The 15796-nt window shown below is 53.7% G+C and carries 16 protein-coding genes; 7 read left to right on the top strand and 9 right to left on the bottom strand.

Annotation, left to right across the window (positions count from 1 at the left end; all coding sequences use genetic code 11):
• Window positions 1-53 precede the first annotated feature (53 nt).
• The 6 genes from B4N58_RS04545 to B4N58_RS04520 form a co-directional block, all read right to left on the bottom strand.
• On the bottom strand, window positions 54-491 hold the full coding sequence (locus B4N58_RS04545; protein WP_008251292.1) for a MarR family winged helix-turn-helix transcriptional regulator: 438 nt from the start codon (window positions 489-491) through the stop codon (window positions 54-56).
• Between the two features lie 144 nt (window positions 492-635).
• Complete coding sequence (locus tag B4N58_RS04540) at window positions 636-1502, bottom strand: dienelactone hydrolase family protein (protein ID WP_008251290.1); 867 nt, start codon at window positions 1500-1502, stop codon at window positions 636-638.
• A gap of 60 nt (window positions 1503-1562) precedes the next feature.
• Window positions 1563-2231, bottom strand: coding sequence for a hypothetical protein (locus B4N58_RS04535; RefSeq protein ID WP_156799668.1), 669 nt, complete (start codon window positions 2229-2231; stop codon window positions 1563-1565).
• A 27-nt stretch (window positions 2232-2258) separates the two neighbouring features.
• Window positions 2259-3098, bottom strand: coding sequence for a ChaN family lipoprotein (locus B4N58_RS04530; protein ID WP_291746279.1), 840 nt, complete (start codon window positions 3096-3098; stop codon window positions 2259-2261).
• A 5-nt stretch (window positions 3099-3103) separates the two neighbouring features.
• A complete protein-coding gene (locus tag B4N58_RS04525) occupies window positions 3104-3697 on the bottom strand; it encodes an intradiol ring-cleavage dioxygenase (protein ID WP_291746276.1) in 594 nt (197 codons plus the stop codon).
• Window positions 3698-3765: 68 nt separating this feature from the next.
• Entirely contained in the window at window positions 3766-4869 is a 1104-nt protein-coding gene (locus B4N58_RS04520) for an alpha/beta fold hydrolase (protein ID WP_291746273.1), read from the bottom strand.
• Window positions 4870-5083: 214 nt separating this feature from the next.
• On the opposite strand from B4N58_RS04520, the gene B4N58_RS04515 reads away from it, so the two are divergent.
• Together B4N58_RS04515 and B4N58_RS04510 are read left to right on the top strand one after the other, a co-directional pair.
• Complete coding sequence (locus tag B4N58_RS04515; protein WP_008251281.1) at window positions 5084-5374, top strand: type II toxin-antitoxin system RelE/ParE family toxin; 291 nt, start codon at window positions 5084-5086, stop codon at window positions 5372-5374.
• 9 nt (window positions 5375-5383) lie between these two features.
• Window positions 5384-5683 carry an addiction module antidote protein gene (locus B4N58_RS04510; protein WP_008251279.1) on the top strand — a complete coding sequence of 100 codons (300 nt, stop codon included), beginning with the start codon at window positions 5384-5386 and terminating at the stop codon, window positions 5681-5683.
• A 9-nt stretch (window positions 5684-5692) separates the two neighbouring features.
• Here the strand turns inward: B4N58_RS04510 and B4N58_RS04505 are convergent, their stop codons facing one another.
• Window positions 5693-6964, bottom strand: a complete 1272-nt coding sequence (locus B4N58_RS04505; protein WP_291746323.1) for a TonB-dependent receptor — start codon at window positions 6962-6964, stop codon at window positions 5693-5695.
• 11 nt (window positions 6965-6975) lie between these two features.
• Complete coding sequence (locus B4N58_RS04500; RefSeq protein ID WP_291746267.1) at window positions 6976-7725, bottom strand: TonB-dependent receptor plug domain-containing protein; 750 nt, start codon at window positions 7723-7725, stop codon at window positions 6976-6978.
• 176 nt (window positions 7726-7901) lie between these two features.
• On the opposite strand from B4N58_RS04500, the gene B4N58_RS04495 reads away from it, so the two are divergent.
• From B4N58_RS04495 to B4N58_RS04485, 3 genes are all read left to right on the top strand, one after another.
• A complete protein-coding gene (locus B4N58_RS04495) occupies window positions 7902-9116 on the top strand; it encodes an iron-containing alcohol dehydrogenase (protein WP_008251276.1) in 1215 nt (404 codons plus the stop codon).
• 115 nt (window positions 9117-9231) lie between these two features.
• Window positions 9232-10230: a catalase family peroxidase gene (locus B4N58_RS04490; RefSeq protein ID WP_040513317.1), complete on the top strand. Its 999-nt coding sequence runs from the start codon at window positions 9232-9234 to the stop codon at window positions 10228-10230.
• Between the two features lie 99 nt (window positions 10231-10329).
• Window positions 10330-10932 carry a nitroreductase family protein gene (locus B4N58_RS04485; RefSeq protein ID WP_040513316.1) on the top strand — a complete coding sequence of 201 codons (603 nt, stop codon included), beginning with the start codon at window positions 10330-10332 and terminating at the stop codon, window positions 10930-10932.
• Window positions 10933-10938: 6 nt separating this feature from the next.
• Here B4N58_RS04485 and B4N58_RS04480 read toward each other — a convergent pair whose 3' ends face one another.
• Window positions 10939-12249 (bottom strand): di-heme oxidoredictase family protein, encoded by a 1311-nt coding sequence (locus tag B4N58_RS04480; RefSeq protein ID WP_291746261.1) that lies wholly within the window; start codon window positions 12247-12249, stop codon window positions 10939-10941.
• A gap of 179 nt (window positions 12250-12428) precedes the next feature.
• On the opposite strand from B4N58_RS04480, the gene B4N58_RS04475 reads away from it, so the two are divergent.
• On the top strand, window positions 12429-14891 hold the full coding sequence (locus tag B4N58_RS04475; RefSeq protein ID WP_291746258.1) for a neutral/alkaline non-lysosomal ceramidase N-terminal domain-containing protein: 2463 nt from the start codon (window positions 12429-12431) through the stop codon (window positions 14889-14891).
• The coding region (locus tag B4N58_RS04470) for a DUF3089 domain-containing protein (RefSeq protein ID WP_291746255.1) at window positions 14888-15796 on the top strand (909 nt) is incomplete at its 3' end. The genes B4N58_RS04475 and B4N58_RS04470, both read left to right, overlap by 4 nt.

Here is a 15796-nt window from a genome sequence, read left to right as displayed (position 1 = left end):
AAAAACGTCAATAGTCCAGAATGTTATCGCAATAATTAATTACGGGCAAGCGATCAGGCTTTCAACAAACGTTCGCGAAGGGCATCCAACTCGCACTTTAGTCGATGAATGTCAGTGGGTGTCATACCACACTGCTCAACCACACATGCGTATACATCCAGCGCCTTTTCACGGATCCGTTTGCCTTCCTCAGTCAGGTAAATTTGCAATTGTCTCTCGTCATCTGCGCTTCGATTGCGGGTCAAAAGGCCCTGTTCGGCCATGCGTTTGATAACTGGCGTGAGCGCGCCGGGCTGTTGGCCCAGTTGACGCGCCACATTGATCAAACTGACACCGTCCTCTTTCCACAAAATCATCATCACCAGATATTGTGGAAAAGTTAAGCCCAAGGGTTGGAGCAGAGGCTTGTAAACCTGGGTAATGGCCAAGGATGTTGCATACAAAGAGAAACAAAGCTGGTTGTCTAGAGCTAAAGGATTCTCGGTTTTCATGTTTTTGGAGTTTTAACCAAACGATTGGGGTGGTTCAAGTGTAAACGCTTGCGCGATTTGAGTCATCCTTGTCTAAGTCAATCCAAGACAATCCTGGATAAATACAGTCAATTTGACTCAAATCCCCATCGGGTTCACCCCAATTTATACCCCGCGCTCTTTAAACCAGTCCAAAGTCAGTTTCCAGGCGTAGGTGGCTGCGCGTCTGTCATAGGTGGGGCGGTAATCCGCGTGGAAACCGTGATTCACAGCGGGAAACACCACAATTTCAGATGCACTGCTGCCTTTGCCCAACTCGTTACGCATCTTGTCGACCACTTCATCGGGAACAAAACTGTCCTCACCGGCATAAAGGCCCAGCACAGGTACCTTGAGGTTTGCAGCCACATCCACCGGGTCTGCAGGCTTGTTGGGGCCCTTCAAACCAGCCAACAAACCGTAGTAAGACACGCCGGCTTTTACCGCTGGGTTGTGGTTGGCATACAACCACACGGTACGGCCACCCCAGCAATAACCCACAATTCCCAAACGCGAGGTGTTGGCTTTGCCACTTGCTTTGGCAAAAGCCACGGTGGAATCAATGTCGGCCATGACTTGGGCATCAGGCACCGCGGGCACCACTTCCTTCAAGATGGCATCAAGACTCATGTTGGACACATCGGCTTCACGGCTGAACATGGCAGGCGCAATTGCGTAGTAGCCCTGCTTGGCCAATCGACGGCAAATGTCCTGAATGTACTCGTGCACCCCAAAAATTTCCTGAATCACCAAAATCACCGGGAAGTTACCGCCTTTGGCAGGCATGGCACGGTAAGCCGGAATTTGCCCGTCTTTGACAGGTACTTTCACTTCACCCGCTGTAATGCCCTGAGTGTCTGTTTTAATGGCTTGTGCGAACACGGGCTCGGAGGCCACTGCAAATCCACCGGCCAGCGAAGTCAGCAAAAAGCCTCGACGACTGACAGTTGTTTCCCTGATTTTTTCAGCCAAGCCAAATTTCATTTGATCCATGTGTACTACTCCTGTGACATTGTGACGCTTCATTCTATTTGTTATTACGATAAGCAATTATTACAACAGATCCACTGCTTTGGCGATCGAGTACGCTCTTTCCTGAGGATTTTTCACCTTCAAAGCCGATTGAAGGTTGGGGCTGTAATGCAACCTCAACAATTCTTTGTAAAAGTCGTATTCGTTTTGAATACCCAACGCGGCCCGACGCATTTTTAACTGCGCTTCTTGGAAGGCTTTGCGATGCTTGGGGTAATAGCGCTCAACATGCGAGAGTGCAAATACATCGGCATACAATTCTTCGCGGTGGCGACGCCGCACCGGACCAAAATCAATCTGCTCTCGCATTTGCACACAATGGCCTGATTCGTGCGCGAAAAAAGCCTCGTACACAAGCTGCTTGGGGAGCCCTTCAAAAAACTCCAGGTACAGCTCAAAGCTGTGCCATGTTTTGTCACGGGTACTGATAAAAAAAGTACAGCGTTTCAGCGGGGCATTGTACTGAACCAGCAAGGGCGACTGGTGCGGCGTTTCTTTGCCAATTAATTTGAAATCGACGCCATAGCCATGCATTCGACCGTAACCACGTGCAACACTGCCTGCAATGTGATCAATCAATTCAGCATCTTCGAAATCTTCAAAACCATTGGCTATGACAGGTTGTGAATGAAATGCCACGGCGACCAGTAGCAGCGCGCCGACGCACCGCCCATGTATTGAACGACCCACTTTTTTGCCCCCTGCCTTGTGTGCGGCTTATTTTTTCATCATGGCTTTGAATGCCTCGCAAGGGTCTTCGCGGGGATGTTCTGGCACTTGAGCCAGAACATCGAATTGCGCCGAACCACCTGATTGCGAACTTTCAATAAAGCCATACACAGTTGTTGTTTGCTGTAGTTTAACGGGCAACCACTGAACCACGCCGACATCTTTTTGCACATGGCCATTGCCTGCGATCAAAACAACATCGCGCTGAGTAGCCTGCTGTTCGATGACCTTGGCCATCCACACATCGCGGGCCACCTGCGCAGGAATCATCTTCTCTGCAACCTGGGGCGGCAACATATTGCAATGGCCTTCAACAATGTTTTGGCGGTGTTGTTCAGCCATTGCCGTTGGCAAGGGCTTGTCCAGTTCATATTGCGCAATGGTGTCCGGATCCAGGGCCGCCGCATAGCCACCCTTCACAATGCGGTTTGCATCATCACGCGACACATTGGCCGCCAACAAAGGCAATTGGTAATCAATGGCCAGCTGAATGATGGGCGCGTAAAGTTTCCACTGCCATTTTTCAGCCCAGGGTTTGGAGGTGATACAGCTTGCTGTTTTGCATTCATCTTGCGCTGTGCGTAGCAGGCCTTGATGTTCGCGGTCAAATTGCTCCATGGCAATGGCAGGCCGCCAACCAGCCTTCACTTTTTTGGCAATGATGTCGTAGCGGGCCTGGTGCGCATCGGGATTGTCGTGAACCTCGCCCATCAGCCAGACAGTGGGTGAATGTTGTAATGAAGGCTGCACTGAGGTGCAAGCGGCCGTGGTCACCAATACGAACAGCGCTGCGGATAAGGCAAACAAACTACGTGTGGGTACTGCCATGACAACTATCCCTTTGCCTGCACAGGCACAACAAAATCGAATGACGCCAGTTTGGCTTGTTGCCCGCTTTGCTGAAGCTTGACCAACAAGGCTGGGTTGAAAAAGCTGTCGCGCTGATTCAAAGGTTCATCGGGAAAATACAGCTGCGTGGTCAGCAAAGGGGCAGCCGGTGCCTGTACCTTCACGTGCAAGTGTGGCGTGCGCCTGAAACTTGAGTTGCCGTAAGCGCCAGGCACAAGGGTTTCAAAGCGGAACTTGCCCTGTGCATCGGTCACTTGGTGGCCTCGTAATTTGAAACCGGTGTTGTCGTACACACCTTCGGAATCACAACTCCACAAATCCACAATCGCGTTGGCCACTGGTTTGCAGTCGGCCGACAATACCCGGCCTTCCAGGAAGAGCTTCTGGCCAGGCAAACCATCAATTAAGTTGCTGCGCCGCGGAGTTTGCGGGGAGTAATACGGGCCTTCGATTTGGCGAGGGGTGGGGCTGTCGTCACATGCAGGGGTTTGCGCCAAGGCATGGCGTTGACTGAACAGGGGGCCGGCGAGTAACAAACCCGCACTGGCCTGAAGAATTTTTCGTCTGAATTTCAGCATGCCACCTCCTACTGCTTTTGGTGCTGAGTGGGTTCACTATAACCAAAAGCGGAGGTAGCTGCACGGTATTAACTGTTGAGCCAGCTCACCGTTTTCGCCCAGATGGTGTTGGGCGATTCCTTGCCACTCATAATGCCGATGTGGCCGCCCGGGCCGATAAAGAATTCGGACTTCTCCGAGCCAACAACCTTGGTGATCGGCTTGCAGCAAGCCACATTGGCCAGGTTGTCCGATTTGCCTGCAATGCCCAGCACCGGGCAAGTAATGTCTTTGAAATTAGCCACGGCCTTGCCCACTTTGAAGTGGCCATGTGCAGTTTCATTTTCCAGCCAAATACTGGCAAACCAGTCGCGCAACGCACCGCCAGGATACGCTTCCAGACTGTCGATGAAAGCAGCCTGGTTGGCGTGCTGGGCCACGAACTCGCGGTCGTGAAGTTGGGTGACCAAATTCCAATAGCCTTTCAGGCTGCCCACAGGGTCGAGCAACTTAAAACCAATCACATTGGCCCAACCCGGTGTGTACAACAGTTTGGCAGGCACCTTTCGGAAATTGATTCGGGCCGACTTCAACAGATGCGCCAGGCGTTTGTATTGCTGACCAATCGCGCCATTGGCATGCCCGTCAATTGGCGTACCAAAGGTGACTATTTTGTTGATGTTTTCATCTTTGAACAAAGCGGTGTAGGCCAGTGCAATGCCACCGCCCATGCTCCAGCCCTGCAGGTTCAGTTTTTTGGACCCACTGTGCTCACGCACTGCATTCAGGCAGGCGGGCAAAAATTCCTTGATGTAATTTTCCAGCGTCAAACCCGCCTGTTTGCGCGTGGGCTTGCCCCAATCGATCAGGTAAACATCAAAGCCCTGCGCCATCAGGTAGCGCACAAAACTACGCTCAGGCAACAGGTCGTAAACATACATATTCACAGCCAGCGGGGCGATCAGCACCAGCGGAATCTTGTTTCGCTTTTTGCTCACAGCCAGGGTTTCATCGCCCACAGCAATGCTTTCTTCGGTCAAAGGAAGGTAGTGGCGAACGCTGTGAATACCGCTTTGATGAACAATTTCAAACGGCTGTAAACCCGCCCGCACCATGGAATCAGATTTGAACAAACGATCCCAGCCGTTGCTGGACATGCGGCTGATGCGACGAAGACTGAGTGCGTTGGACATGGCGGAAAACCTGATTGTGAAAATTGTGTGTGTCAGATTCTAACAGGGGTGAAAGTACCAACAATGGTGGAGATGTTCTAAATGTTACTCGGAAGTTACCAAACAGGAGTTACACAGACTGAGGGGGTATTTGTAGACAAACAGCACTGAATGTTAGCTTGCTTGGCTTTTACTTAAGCCAAACTAAATGTAGCCATCAGGCTACGACTACGATATGATTGAAATTCGTAAAACTGCAACGTACGCAAATTGGCTTGATGGTTTGCGTGACATCAACGCGCGAGCACGAATCCAGGTTCGCATAGAGCGTCTGGCCACAGGAAATGCTGGGGATGTCAAACCTGTGGGTAAAGGTGTTTCAGAATTGCGGATCAACTTTGGCCCTGGCTATAGGGTTTATTTCACGACCCGAGGTCAAAAATTGTTCATTTTACTGGCTGGCGGAGACAAGAGTACTCAAGCATTGGACATCAAAATCGCTCTAAATCTCGCTCAAAATCTTTAGGACAACCGTATGACAAAAACCTTAACCAGCCGCTATGACGTCGCCGAACATCTCCGCACTCCTGAAGAAATGGCTGCCTATCTTGAAGCATGCTTCGAGGAAGCCGGAGACGATGCAGCGTTCATCGCGAAAGCACTGGGGGATATTGCTCGCGCCAAAGGTATGACCAAAGTTGCGCAAGATGCTGGATTGTCCCGGGAAAGCCTTTACAAAGCACTTTCAGGGCAACGAAGCCCCGACTTTCAGACAATACTGAAAGTCATGACCGCATTGGGTTTGAAACTGCACGCCCAGGTCGCAAACAACTAATCACGGGTGTTATTTCCACATCAACCCCACAGTCACACCCAGCAATAACTGGCGCTCGCTGGCAGGCTCGAAGAACTGCCCTGCCCCCTGGTTCACAATCACCGACCCCACATATTCCTTGTCGAAAACATTGTCCACTCGGGCATAGGTGCGCACATTCCAGCCACCGTCCAGTGGCCAGTCTTTGCTGGCACGCAGGTTGACCACTGAGTAAGAGGGTGCGAAGGCATCGTTCGCGTCGTTGGCAAACAGTTTGTCCACATAGCGCAGTTCAGTGGCTGCTTCGTAAAGGTTTGAAGGTTTGTAGACCACTTCACCGAAGAAGGTTTTCTTCGGGATGCTGGGCAAGCTGTTGCCTGCCCGAATGCTGTTGACCGACGTGTCATAAGTGGCACGAATGTAATTCACCGCCGCATTGGCCTGCCATTGATTATTGAATGCGTGCTGCAGGGCCAATTCAGCACCTTCCCGACTGGTAGAGCCCGCATTTTGAAACGAAGTGGCCCCGCCATTGGCCGCCAGCACCACAATTTCATTCTCGGTATCCACCGTGTAAAGCGCTGCGTTCACCTTGGTGGCGCCAAATTTCGCCTTCACCCCCACTTCAAGTTGTTCACTTTTTGCGGCGTCCAGTTGCGAGTTGAAATTGGGGCTGGGTGGAGCAACCGACAAGTAAGCCGTCTCCAGCAAGGTTGGGGTTTCAAACCCCTCTCCGTAGGAAATGTAGGTATTGATGTTGGGCTGTAAACGGTAAGTGAAACCCAAATTGCTGGTGACTTCATCGTACTTTTTGCTGCCACTGCCATCGCCGTTGCTCAGGAACTGGTCGTTCGATTCAATCTCGATGGATGAATTTCGAACCCCACCCAATACGCTGAACTTGTCGGTGAAAAAGTATTCTGCCTGCAGGTATTGGTCGAACTGGCTGGCCGTGTTGGCTTCGTCCCGGTTGGGCGTGGTACTAGCGCCAAAGAAACCCAGTCGGGACTGCTCCAGTTCGCCCACAGTCAAGCCAGCATTCAAAAACAAGGGCCGATCAAGCACACTGGTTTGATGCGCAAAACGCAGGTCGGCACCGCTGTATTCATTTTTCAAATCAATAACAGCTGTGCTGGCCAACACCTGCCGAATTTTGCGGTCACCGTAATAGGGGCTGAAAGTCACGTTGGTACTGGGGCTGAACTTGTGCTCCAGCACAATGCCGGTTTGGCTTTGCTCCACAGTTTTGTTGGTGTTGTTGGCCACCGTGTTGGTACCTGCCTGCCGACGGTTGCTGGCCAGTTGTGCTGCAGTCAGCCAGCGGGGTCTTGAGCCAGCGGAATATCCACATAGTTAAGCACCCAGCTTAGCCGTGTGTCGCTGCTTAAATTCCACACCATTTTGCTGTTGAAATTGTCGCGTCGCGCTTTGCTGTGGTCACGGTAACCATCGGTTCGGAAGGTGGAGGCGTCGATCACAATCCCCACTTCCTCGTTGCCTTTGTTCAGTTTAATACCACTTCTGCGCGTGCTGTCAGTGCCAAAAATCTGGTTCACTTCAAGCTCGGTGCCCACACGCGGATTCTCGGTGGTCAGCAAAATAACGCCGCCCGAGGAATTGCCATACAAGGATGAAAAAGGCCCGCGCAACACTTCAATCGATTCGGTCGAACTTAAACTGAAGTGAGAAATTTGCCCTGAACCGTCGGGCATGGTGGCAGGAATGCCGTCGGAGAACAAACGCACACCGCGCACGCCCGAGGTGGCCCGCGCCCCGAAGCCCCGAATTGAAATTTGCAAATCTTGCGCAAAATTGTTGCGGTTGTTAATCACCAAACCGGGCACGCGGGTCAGTGTTTCCGACAAATTCACTTGAAAACTGGCGGCTTTCTCCAGGGTGTTCTGGTTGATTTTGTCGACCGAAGCGGGTACTTCAAACGGGTCGCGTGCTTCGCGGGTGGCCGACACAACAAAGTTGTCCAGGCTTTCAGTTTGAGCGAAGGTGGGGGTGGCCAGGCCCAAAGTGGCCAAAGCGGCAATTAAAGGTGTACTGCGGTGCTTCATGAAACGTGTCTCTGAAATGTTGTGATTTACAGTGCGGCAAGCATGACCGAAAGGGTTCGTGAAATTTTCCCGATCGTCATGAAAAGTGGAATATTTCCTCTGCTCCAACACTGCATACTCTTTGTACAATCATAGTAACAACTGTTAACCCCCAATAAGAATCAGGAGACACCCGCATGTTGCATGCACTCGAAGTGCTCGCGTTACGCATTTACATGGCCATTTTCAAAGTGGTCACAGCACTGATGCCCTTCAAGTGGCCCCGCATGTTCGAGGGCACCGGTTCCTCGCTTGATCTGGTTCGCCATATGGCTGAAGCAGGCCACCGCAATGTCTTGATTGTGACCGACGCCGTGTTAGTCAAGCTGGGCGTGCTCGACAAAATGAAAGCCGAGCTTGAAACCCAAGGCGTGAAATACGTGGTGTACGACGGCGTAGAGCCCAACCCCACAGTTGAACAGATTGAAGCCGGTTACCGCATGCTGATGGAAAACGGCTGCCAGGCCATATTGGCGGTCGGTGGCGGAAGCCCCATTGATGCTGCCAAAATGATTGGCGCACGCGCAAAGAACAATAAACCTGTGCTGAAACTGACCGGTTTGCTGCGAGTGCACAAAGGCATGATCCCCTTGTTTGCAGTGCCCACCACTGCCGGCACAGGTGCTGAAGTGACCATTGCGGCCGTGGTCAGCGACACCGTGAACAAGCGCAAGGTGGCGGCCATGGACATTCGATTGTTGCCCACCGCTGCAGCACTCGATGGTTCTTTGATGACAGGTTTACCAGCACACATCACATCGGCCACGGGCATGGACGCACTGACCCACGCTGTAGAGGCTTTTGTGTCGCGCAATGCCACCCGCAAAACCGACGAAAAAGCGCTGGAAGCTACGCAGTTGATCATGAAGCATCTTGAAACCGCGGTTGCTGACGGTGGCAATCTGGAAGCCCGCCAGAAAATGGCACGTGCGTCGCACTTGGCAGGTATCGCATTTACCCAAGCCGGTGTGGGTTATGTGCACGGCATTGCCCACAAGTTTGGCGCCCTCTACCACACACCCCACGGCCTGGCCAATGCCATTGTAATGCCGCATGTACTGGACTATTCCTTGCCCAATTGTGCGGACCGCCTGGCGATCCTGGCCCGTGCCTGTGGCATTGGCGACAAGGGTGCCGACGATATACACCTGGCCCGCGCGTTCGTGGCACGCATTCGCGCCATGAATGAAAAGTTTGGCATTCCAACCCAGCTGGCCGCCTTGAAAGCAGCCGATATTCCTGCCGTGGCCAAGTCTGCCATTGCCGAAGCCCGTTTCACCTATGCGGTGCCACGCTACATGAATCAGCGGGTTGCCGAGTCGGTCATCAAGAACCTGCTGCCTACCCAATAAATTATATTTTTGTGACGCTGTAACTTCCTTCCTGCATCAGCGATCTATAGCGTAGACCACCCGGACAGCCGGGTGGGTTGCGAGATTGATGACCATCAAAAGAAGGATGCAGGAAATGAGAACAGCAATTGGTTTGGCAGTTGTTGCGGCACTTGCCGCCCTTGGCACACAAGCAGCGGTCGCCCAGACCGCAATTCCCAGCGAACCCGCCAACGCAGTGAACCTTGTGGACGGCCTTGAGGGTGTGTTTGGCACCCATGCAGCCCGCCGCTCTGGCGCACGTGGGGTTTGTGCGGCAGGCACTTTCACAGGCAACAAAGCAGCTGCGGCTATTTCCAAGGCATCCGCTTTTTCCGGTAAGCCAGTACCAGTCACCCTGCGCTTCTCAGTGGGTGGCGGCAATCCCAACGCTCCTGAAAGCGGCAAAGGCGTGCGCGGCCTTGCAGCCCAATTTGACTTGCCCAATGGCGAGCAATGGTTGATGGCCAACATTTCTGCGCCCTTCTTCACCGCAGCCACACCCGACGGTTTCCTGGCTTTCCTGGAAGCACGCAAGCCCGACCCAGCCACCAAAAAACCGGATCCCGCAAAAATTGCAGCAGCTGCAGCCAAGTACCCCGACTTCAAACCACAAATGGAGTGGGTTGCCAAAACAGGCGTACCCGCCAGCTATGGTGCGGTGAACTACTGGAGCACCCATGCATTCAAATTCACCAATGCTGCCGGTAAAACCCAATTTGCCAAGTGGATGTTTGTGCCTGTAACAGGCCAGGAATTCATTGCTGAGGACAAACTGGCCACCCATGCCAAGGTGTTTCTGGAAGACGAACTGAAAGGCCGCGTGTCGCAAATTCCAGTGGAATTCGACATGGTGCTGCAATTGGCGCAGGCTGGTGACCCCACCGACAACGCCACAGTGGCCTGGCCCGATGACCGTAAGAAAGTGGTGGCCGGCCGTCTGAAAGTAACCGCTGTGACTGACAAAGCCGCATGCGACAGCATCAATTTCAACCCACTGGTATTGCCCACCGGTATCGAAGGATCGGATGATCCTTTGCTTGCAGCACGGGCAGGCAGCTACGCAGTGTCACAGGCGCGTCGCTTGGCCAAATAAGCGACGTTCCCCTTTTAGCCTGTACACTATTGGCCGGTTCCCCCTCCAGGGTTCCGGCTTTTTTTTATGCAGTGCAAAGCAGTAGACAAGGAGCAGTACATGGAATTATTTGACGCAATTTATCAACGCCGGGCCATCAAGGCCTTCGATCCCGAGCACACCATTTCCGCAGACGATGAAAAAAAACTGTTCGAGGCAGCCATTCAGGCACCGACCAGTTTCAACATTCAGCATTGGCGTTTTGTGGTGGTCCGCGACAAAGCACTGCGTGCTGAAATGCGCAAGCTGGGCAACGACCAGGCCCAAATCACCGACGCCTCGTTGTTGGTCCTCATGACCGCCGACATGAAAGCATGGCAGAAGGATCCGTCACGCTATTGGACACAGGCCCCCAAGGAAGTGGCTGACCTGCTGGTTGGCTGGATGGGCCCATTTCACGACGGGCGCGAATGGCTGCAACGCGATGAAGCCCAGCGATCGATTGGCATGGCCATGCAAACCCTGATGTTGGCTGCCAAAGGCATCGGACTGGACTCCTGCCCCATGATCGGATTTGACATTGACGCTGTGGCCAAGTTGATCAACTTGCCCGCTGACCATGTGATGGGCCCCATGGTGGCCATTGGCAAGGGCACCAAAGCACCTTGGCCAAAACCGGGTCAATTGAGCCTGAACGAGGTGTTGGTGAACAACACCTTTTAAGCAACTTTAAAGCTTTTTCAGAAACGCAATCAACGCCGCTTGGTCTGCAGGACTCAGGTTCTGAAAGCGGCGTTTTGCGTCCTCGGCTTCACCGCCGTGAAAATCAATGGCCTTGGCAAAGTCTCTGCCCGCACGTCCGTCGTGCAACAAGGGCTTTTCAGTTTGACCAACCCCCCACAGCGGCGCTGTTTTCCATTCAGTGGGCAAACCCAAGCCCTCGGGTGCGTTGTCGGCCAGGGCCGCCCCCATGTCGTGCAGCAATAAATCGGAATAAAGCCACACCTCGCGGTCATTCAGCGGAGCCGGTGCCATGGGCGAGGTTTTCATCATCGGAGTGTGGCAACTGCTGCACTGGATCTCATCAAACAACTGTTGACCTCGCAAGGCAACTCCGGTCAATTCTGGCTTGGGGGGTGGTGCCAGCCAACGTTGAAAGTCTGCCGTGGCCTGTGTTTCAGCAAGGCTGACAGCCTCGCCCACAAAAGGTGTGCAATCAGCAGTGGCCAGGTTGCCTTTGGGCCTTACAGGAGCTGCAAACAAAGGGTGGAAAGTGGCAATGCCCAATTCAGTTGAAAATGCACCTTGCGTGAAAGATTGAACATCGGCCACAAAACCACGCGCGCCCAATCGACCGATCAATTGGTCCGCCGCATTCAAGTCGTTCACACCGCCAGGAAACATCAAACCGGGACGACCACTCACCTCAGGATTGGCTTTTGCACTGGCCAGCCCATTTTGAATCAAGGTAGTGTCGGGAATATTTTCCAGCAAACCAATACCAAACAAATGAGGAGTCACCCGCGTGGTGCTGGCCATGGCGTGAGGCGGCACAAGCTCGCCACCCAACACACAGCCCGGTACCTCATCCGGGAACTCAGTGGCCACTGAACGCGCGTGAACGTGGGGCGCACCATCGGCCTGCGTCACCAAACCTGCAGCAAAGTGAGGTGCCAGCAAAGTCGTAAAACGCTGAATGGTTTTTGCGGGATCAGTGCCACCCACCGCCGGTTGGCCATGGCATTCCACGCAACTTTGCGCATTGAACACTGCACCCAAACCATTGCTGGGCGTAAACACCTTCTCGAACATGGCTTTGCCTTGCTCAAACCGGACCAGTTGCGCTGGTGTCAAACCATCAATTGGTGCGGACCAGGCAGGGCTCGAGGCTATGTTTGAATCGACCTGTGTTTGCCCTGCGGCCTGGATCGAAGTGGGTGATGAACTGCTTGAAAGTGATGAATGGTCTTCTGAATTACAGGCGCCGAGCAGCAATCCCAAGGCTGCAAGAGTCGCCACATGGCGTGGATTCTTGATCATGTCTAAAATTATAATGGTGGTTATGTTTCTTTCATTCTTACTGCCATCCCCTGGAATTGGATTCAAAAGTGACTAGTGTCGGTTACACGACACAGCGCGCTGCATGAGACCCAGGCCTGAATCTGTGCCAACACGGCAGCAGTAAGAACCAAAGGAGACACCAACACAAAAACACCCATATGAATCGCAATTCCTACCGTGCAGTGCGCGCCGTTTTTACTTTGACTACGCTGGCCACATTGGCAGGCTGCTTGGGCGAAAGCAGCGACCCGGCCCAAACCGATGGCCGCACCAACCCCAATGAAAACCCGGGCAACAATGAGTTTGTCGACACCGCAGGTTTGCAATGTGCACTCACCGACCCCAATTTGTTGATTGGTGAGGGGCAAGACAGCCCATCCATCAACCCGGCCAGCACGCCGAACAGCAATGTACAACCCAGCACGGGTTTGAATAGCGGCGCCTGCAAAAACAACATGGCCTTCACCATGGGCACTGGCATCGTAGACATTACCGGCCCGGCAGCAGGCTCCGTGATGATGGGTTACGAAAGCCCCACCCATGCAAGCCTGGGTCTGCACACGCGCCAGTTTTCTCGCGCCTATGTGATCGGTTCGCCGTGCAACGGCAATCGCGTGGTGTATGTGGTGAACGACCTCGGCATGATTTTCCATGCCGTGCGCCAAGGCGTGCTGAACAAAGTGGCCGCCGACACTGAACTGGCCGGGTTTTACAACGAACAGAACATCATGCTGAACGCCACCCACACCCACGCAGGGCCCGGTGGTTATGCGCACTTCACCGCCTTCAACGCTTTCCGTTTAGGCCATGACGAAGAAGTGTACAACTTCATCGTCGACGGCATTGTTGAAGCCATTCGCCGCGCACACGCCAACCTGCAGGCCAATCCGGAACCCGGGCGCTTGCTGGTCAACAATGGTGAATTGTTGAACGCCAACGTCAACCGTTCAGCCGTGGCCTACGATCAAAACCCGCAGGAAGAGCGCAACCAGTATTTGAACCAGCGCGGTGAAAGCCAGAATGTGAACAAGGAAATGGCATTGCTGAAACTACGCCGCGCCGATGGAACGCCGATCGGGCAAATCAACTGGTTTGGTGTGCACCCCACCACCACAGGCAACACCAATCCCTTGATTTCTTCGGACAACAAAGGCTGGGCTGCGTTGGCATTTGAAAAATTAATGGGAACGCAATACGAAGCCCCCGCCGGCAAAGATACTTTTGTGGCCGCCTTTGCACAAACCGATGAGGGCGACAGCAGCCCCAATATTTTTTTCAAAGACAAACCTTTCGAGGAACGTGGTGGGTCTACAGACGAACTGAAGGCTGTTGAAATCAACGGCAGCAAACAACTGGCACGTGCGCTCACCCTGTACCGGGATGCCAACCAAATGGTGCGCGGTGGTGTGAACTTTGCGCAATTTCACGTGAAGATGGACGAAGTGGAAATTACAGACCCCGTGGTGCTGAATTCACTGCGCCACCCGGAATCGCTGAACAGCGCCGTGAAAAAAACATGCACCGCCGCCATGGGCGTTTCATTTGGTGCAGGTGCTGAAGACGGCCCCGGCCCCACTGTGGAAGGCGCAAGCTGCAATGCGCGCACAGACCCTGCCCGCCTGACGCGCGACCTGGCTGCGCTGGCCGCTGGCAAACTGCCACCGGAGGTGTTGGCAACAGCTGTTCTCTGTAACTTGAACGACCTGCCCTTTGATGCCATACCAGTTGGCACCAGTCTGAGTTGTCAGGCTGAAAAACCCGTGCTGTTTGTACTCGGCCCACCCCTAAACTTCAGTAACAATGTGTTGCCGTTCCAGTTGTTCACTATCGGCAATGTGGCTGTGTTGGGTCTGCCTTGGGAAATTACCACCATGGCCGGGCGGCGCATTCGCCAGACCGTGCTGGAAGTGCTGGAACCGCAGGGCATCGACCAGGTGATCATCAGTGGCTTAAGCAATGATTTTGTAAATTACCTCACCACGCGTGAGGAATACTCGATTCAGCAATACGAAGGTGCGTCCACCCAATTCGGCCCGTGGACCCTGGCTGCTGTGCAGCAGGAAAGCCGCAGGCTGGCCCTGTCATTGGCCAACTCGTCGAACAATACGAGCCAACCACCCGCTGGCCCACCCCGTACAGTGACCAGCAACCCGATTCCACGCCCACCCTACCTACCATTTGACCAGGCACCTGGTGCTGCTTTCGGCGATGTACTGGTGCAACCCACACCCTCGGTTGCTGCTGGCAACACAGTGACTGCGCAGTTTCAAAGCGCGCACCCCCGCAACATGAAAACCCGCGGACTGGCCCTTGTAGAAGTGGAGCGAATGAATGCGAAAGGTGAGTGGGAAAGTTTCACTCACGACCGTTCGCCGGAACTGATTTTCCGCTGGCAACCATTCGACCCCACGCCTTACCTCAGCCCGTTACCCCTGGCCGGTTTTGTGTCGACCGCTTTGGCGGAATGGAAAATTCCGGCCAACACGCCCGCGGGAAAATATCGAATCAAGCACCGGGGTGTTGCCGTACCAGCGAGGTCGCCCGAGCCATTTGAAGGTGTGAGCGAAGCGTTTGATGTGACGGGTACAGGTGCCACATGCAGTGACGGGAGAAGATTGTGATTCATCGATTTTTATTCAGTGTTGCAATCGCATCGCTATTGTTGTCGGCCTGCGGCGGTGACTCGAGCAATTCAAACAGCGCAGGCTCGCGTGTGGGTGCAAGCGCGGCCAACACCACCAATCCGTTCCCGGGCTATCAAAGCACCCTTTACACTGGCACCAGCAATTGGCTTTGCCACCCCGATTTATTCGGAAGCAGCAATGTGTGCAATGGCAACTTTGACAGCACCGCTGTGGCCAGCGATGCCTCTGCCACCACGCTAAGCTATACACCGGCTGCTGCGCCACCAGTGGACTGCTTTTATGTGTACCCCACCACCAGCATCGACCTGGCGGGCAATTCGGATTTGAATGACGACCTGCAAGAACAACAAACCACAGCATTGCAATTTGGCCGCTATGGCGAAGTGTGTCGCCAGTTTGCACCGGTGTACCGCCAACGCACCCTGACTGCACTGGGACTGACTACATTCACGGGCGCCCTGGGTGGCATTGACATTGCACCCAACGCAGGCGAAGTCGCCTATGCCGATGTGCTCGATGCCTTCAAGGAATACATCGCCAACCAAAGCGAAGGACGTGGTTTCATTCTGGTAGGACACTCCCAGGGATCGGGTATTTTGCGCAGGCTGATCGCCGAAGAAATTGAAACCCGGCCCGAACTGATGAGCCGTTTCATTTCAGCCCACATACCTGGCACCAATGTACTGGTGCCCACTGGTCGCGACGTTGGCGCTTCATTTCAAAAAGTACCCGCCTGCAGAAGTGCAAACCAACTGGGCTGCGTGGTGGCCTATGTTACCTACCGTGCGGGCGATCCCCAACTTGACGACCCTCGCTTTGGTTTAAGTGCTGAAGAGGGCAAACAGGCACTGTGCACCAACCCCGCAGCACTGGCGGGCGGG

Origin of the sequence: Limnobacter sp. UBA3528, from assembly GCF_002377005.1 — a bacterium.
Lineage (GTDB): Bacteria > Pseudomonadota > Gammaproteobacteria > Burkholderiales > Burkholderiaceae_B > Limnobacter.
Note: the sequence above shows the minus strand (reverse complement) of the source record. Positions and strands in the feature narration are given on the sequence as shown.

Bases quoted from the DNA above. Each gene is read 5' to 3' on its own strand.
- B4N58_RS04530 (WP_291746279.1), bottom strand. From the start codon at position 3,098: ATGGCAGTACCCACACGTAGTTTGTTTGCCTTATCCGCAGCGCTGTTC.
- B4N58_RS04545 (WP_008251292.1), bottom strand. From the start codon at position 491: ATGAAAACCGAGAATCCTTTAGCTCTAGACAACCAGCTTTGTTTCTCT.
- B4N58_RS04525 (WP_291746276.1), bottom strand. From the start codon at position 3,697: ATGCTGAAATTCAGACGAAAAATTCTTCAGGCCAGTGCGGGTTTGTTA.
- B4N58_RS04540 (WP_008251290.1), bottom strand. From the start codon at position 1,502: ATGGATCAAATGAAATTTGGCTTGGCTGAAAAAATCAGGGAAACAACT.
- B4N58_RS04500 (WP_291746267.1), bottom strand. From the start codon at position 7,725: ATGAAGCACCGCAGTACACCTTTAATTGCCGCTTTGGCCACTTTGGGC.
- B4N58_RS04515 (WP_008251281.1), top strand. From the start codon at position 5,084: ATGATTGAAATTCGTAAAACTGCAACGTACGCAAATTGGCTTGATGGT.
- B4N58_RS04485 (WP_040513316.1), top strand. From the start codon at position 10,330: ATGGAATTATTTGACGCAATTTATCAACGCCGGGCCATCAAGGCCTTC.
- B4N58_RS04480 (WP_291746261.1), bottom strand. From the start codon at position 12,249: ATGATCAAGAATCCACGCCATGTGGCGACTCTTGCAGCCTTGGGATTG.
- B4N58_RS04520 (WP_291746273.1), bottom strand. From the start codon at position 4,869: ATGTCCAACGCACTCAGTCTTCGTCGCATCAGCCGCATGTCCAGCAAC.
- B4N58_RS04510 (WP_008251279.1), top strand. From the start codon at position 5,384: ATGACAAAAACCTTAACCAGCCGCTATGACGTCGCCGAACATCTCCGC.
- B4N58_RS04475 (WP_291746258.1), top strand. From the start codon at position 12,429: ATGAATCGCAATTCCTACCGTGCAGTGCGCGCCGTTTTTACTTTGACT.
- B4N58_RS04490 (WP_040513317.1), top strand. From the start codon at position 9,232: ATGAGAACAGCAATTGGTTTGGCAGTTGTTGCGGCACTTGCCGCCCTT.
- B4N58_RS04495 (WP_008251276.1), top strand. From the start codon at position 7,902: ATGTTGCATGCACTCGAAGTGCTCGCGTTACGCATTTACATGGCCATT.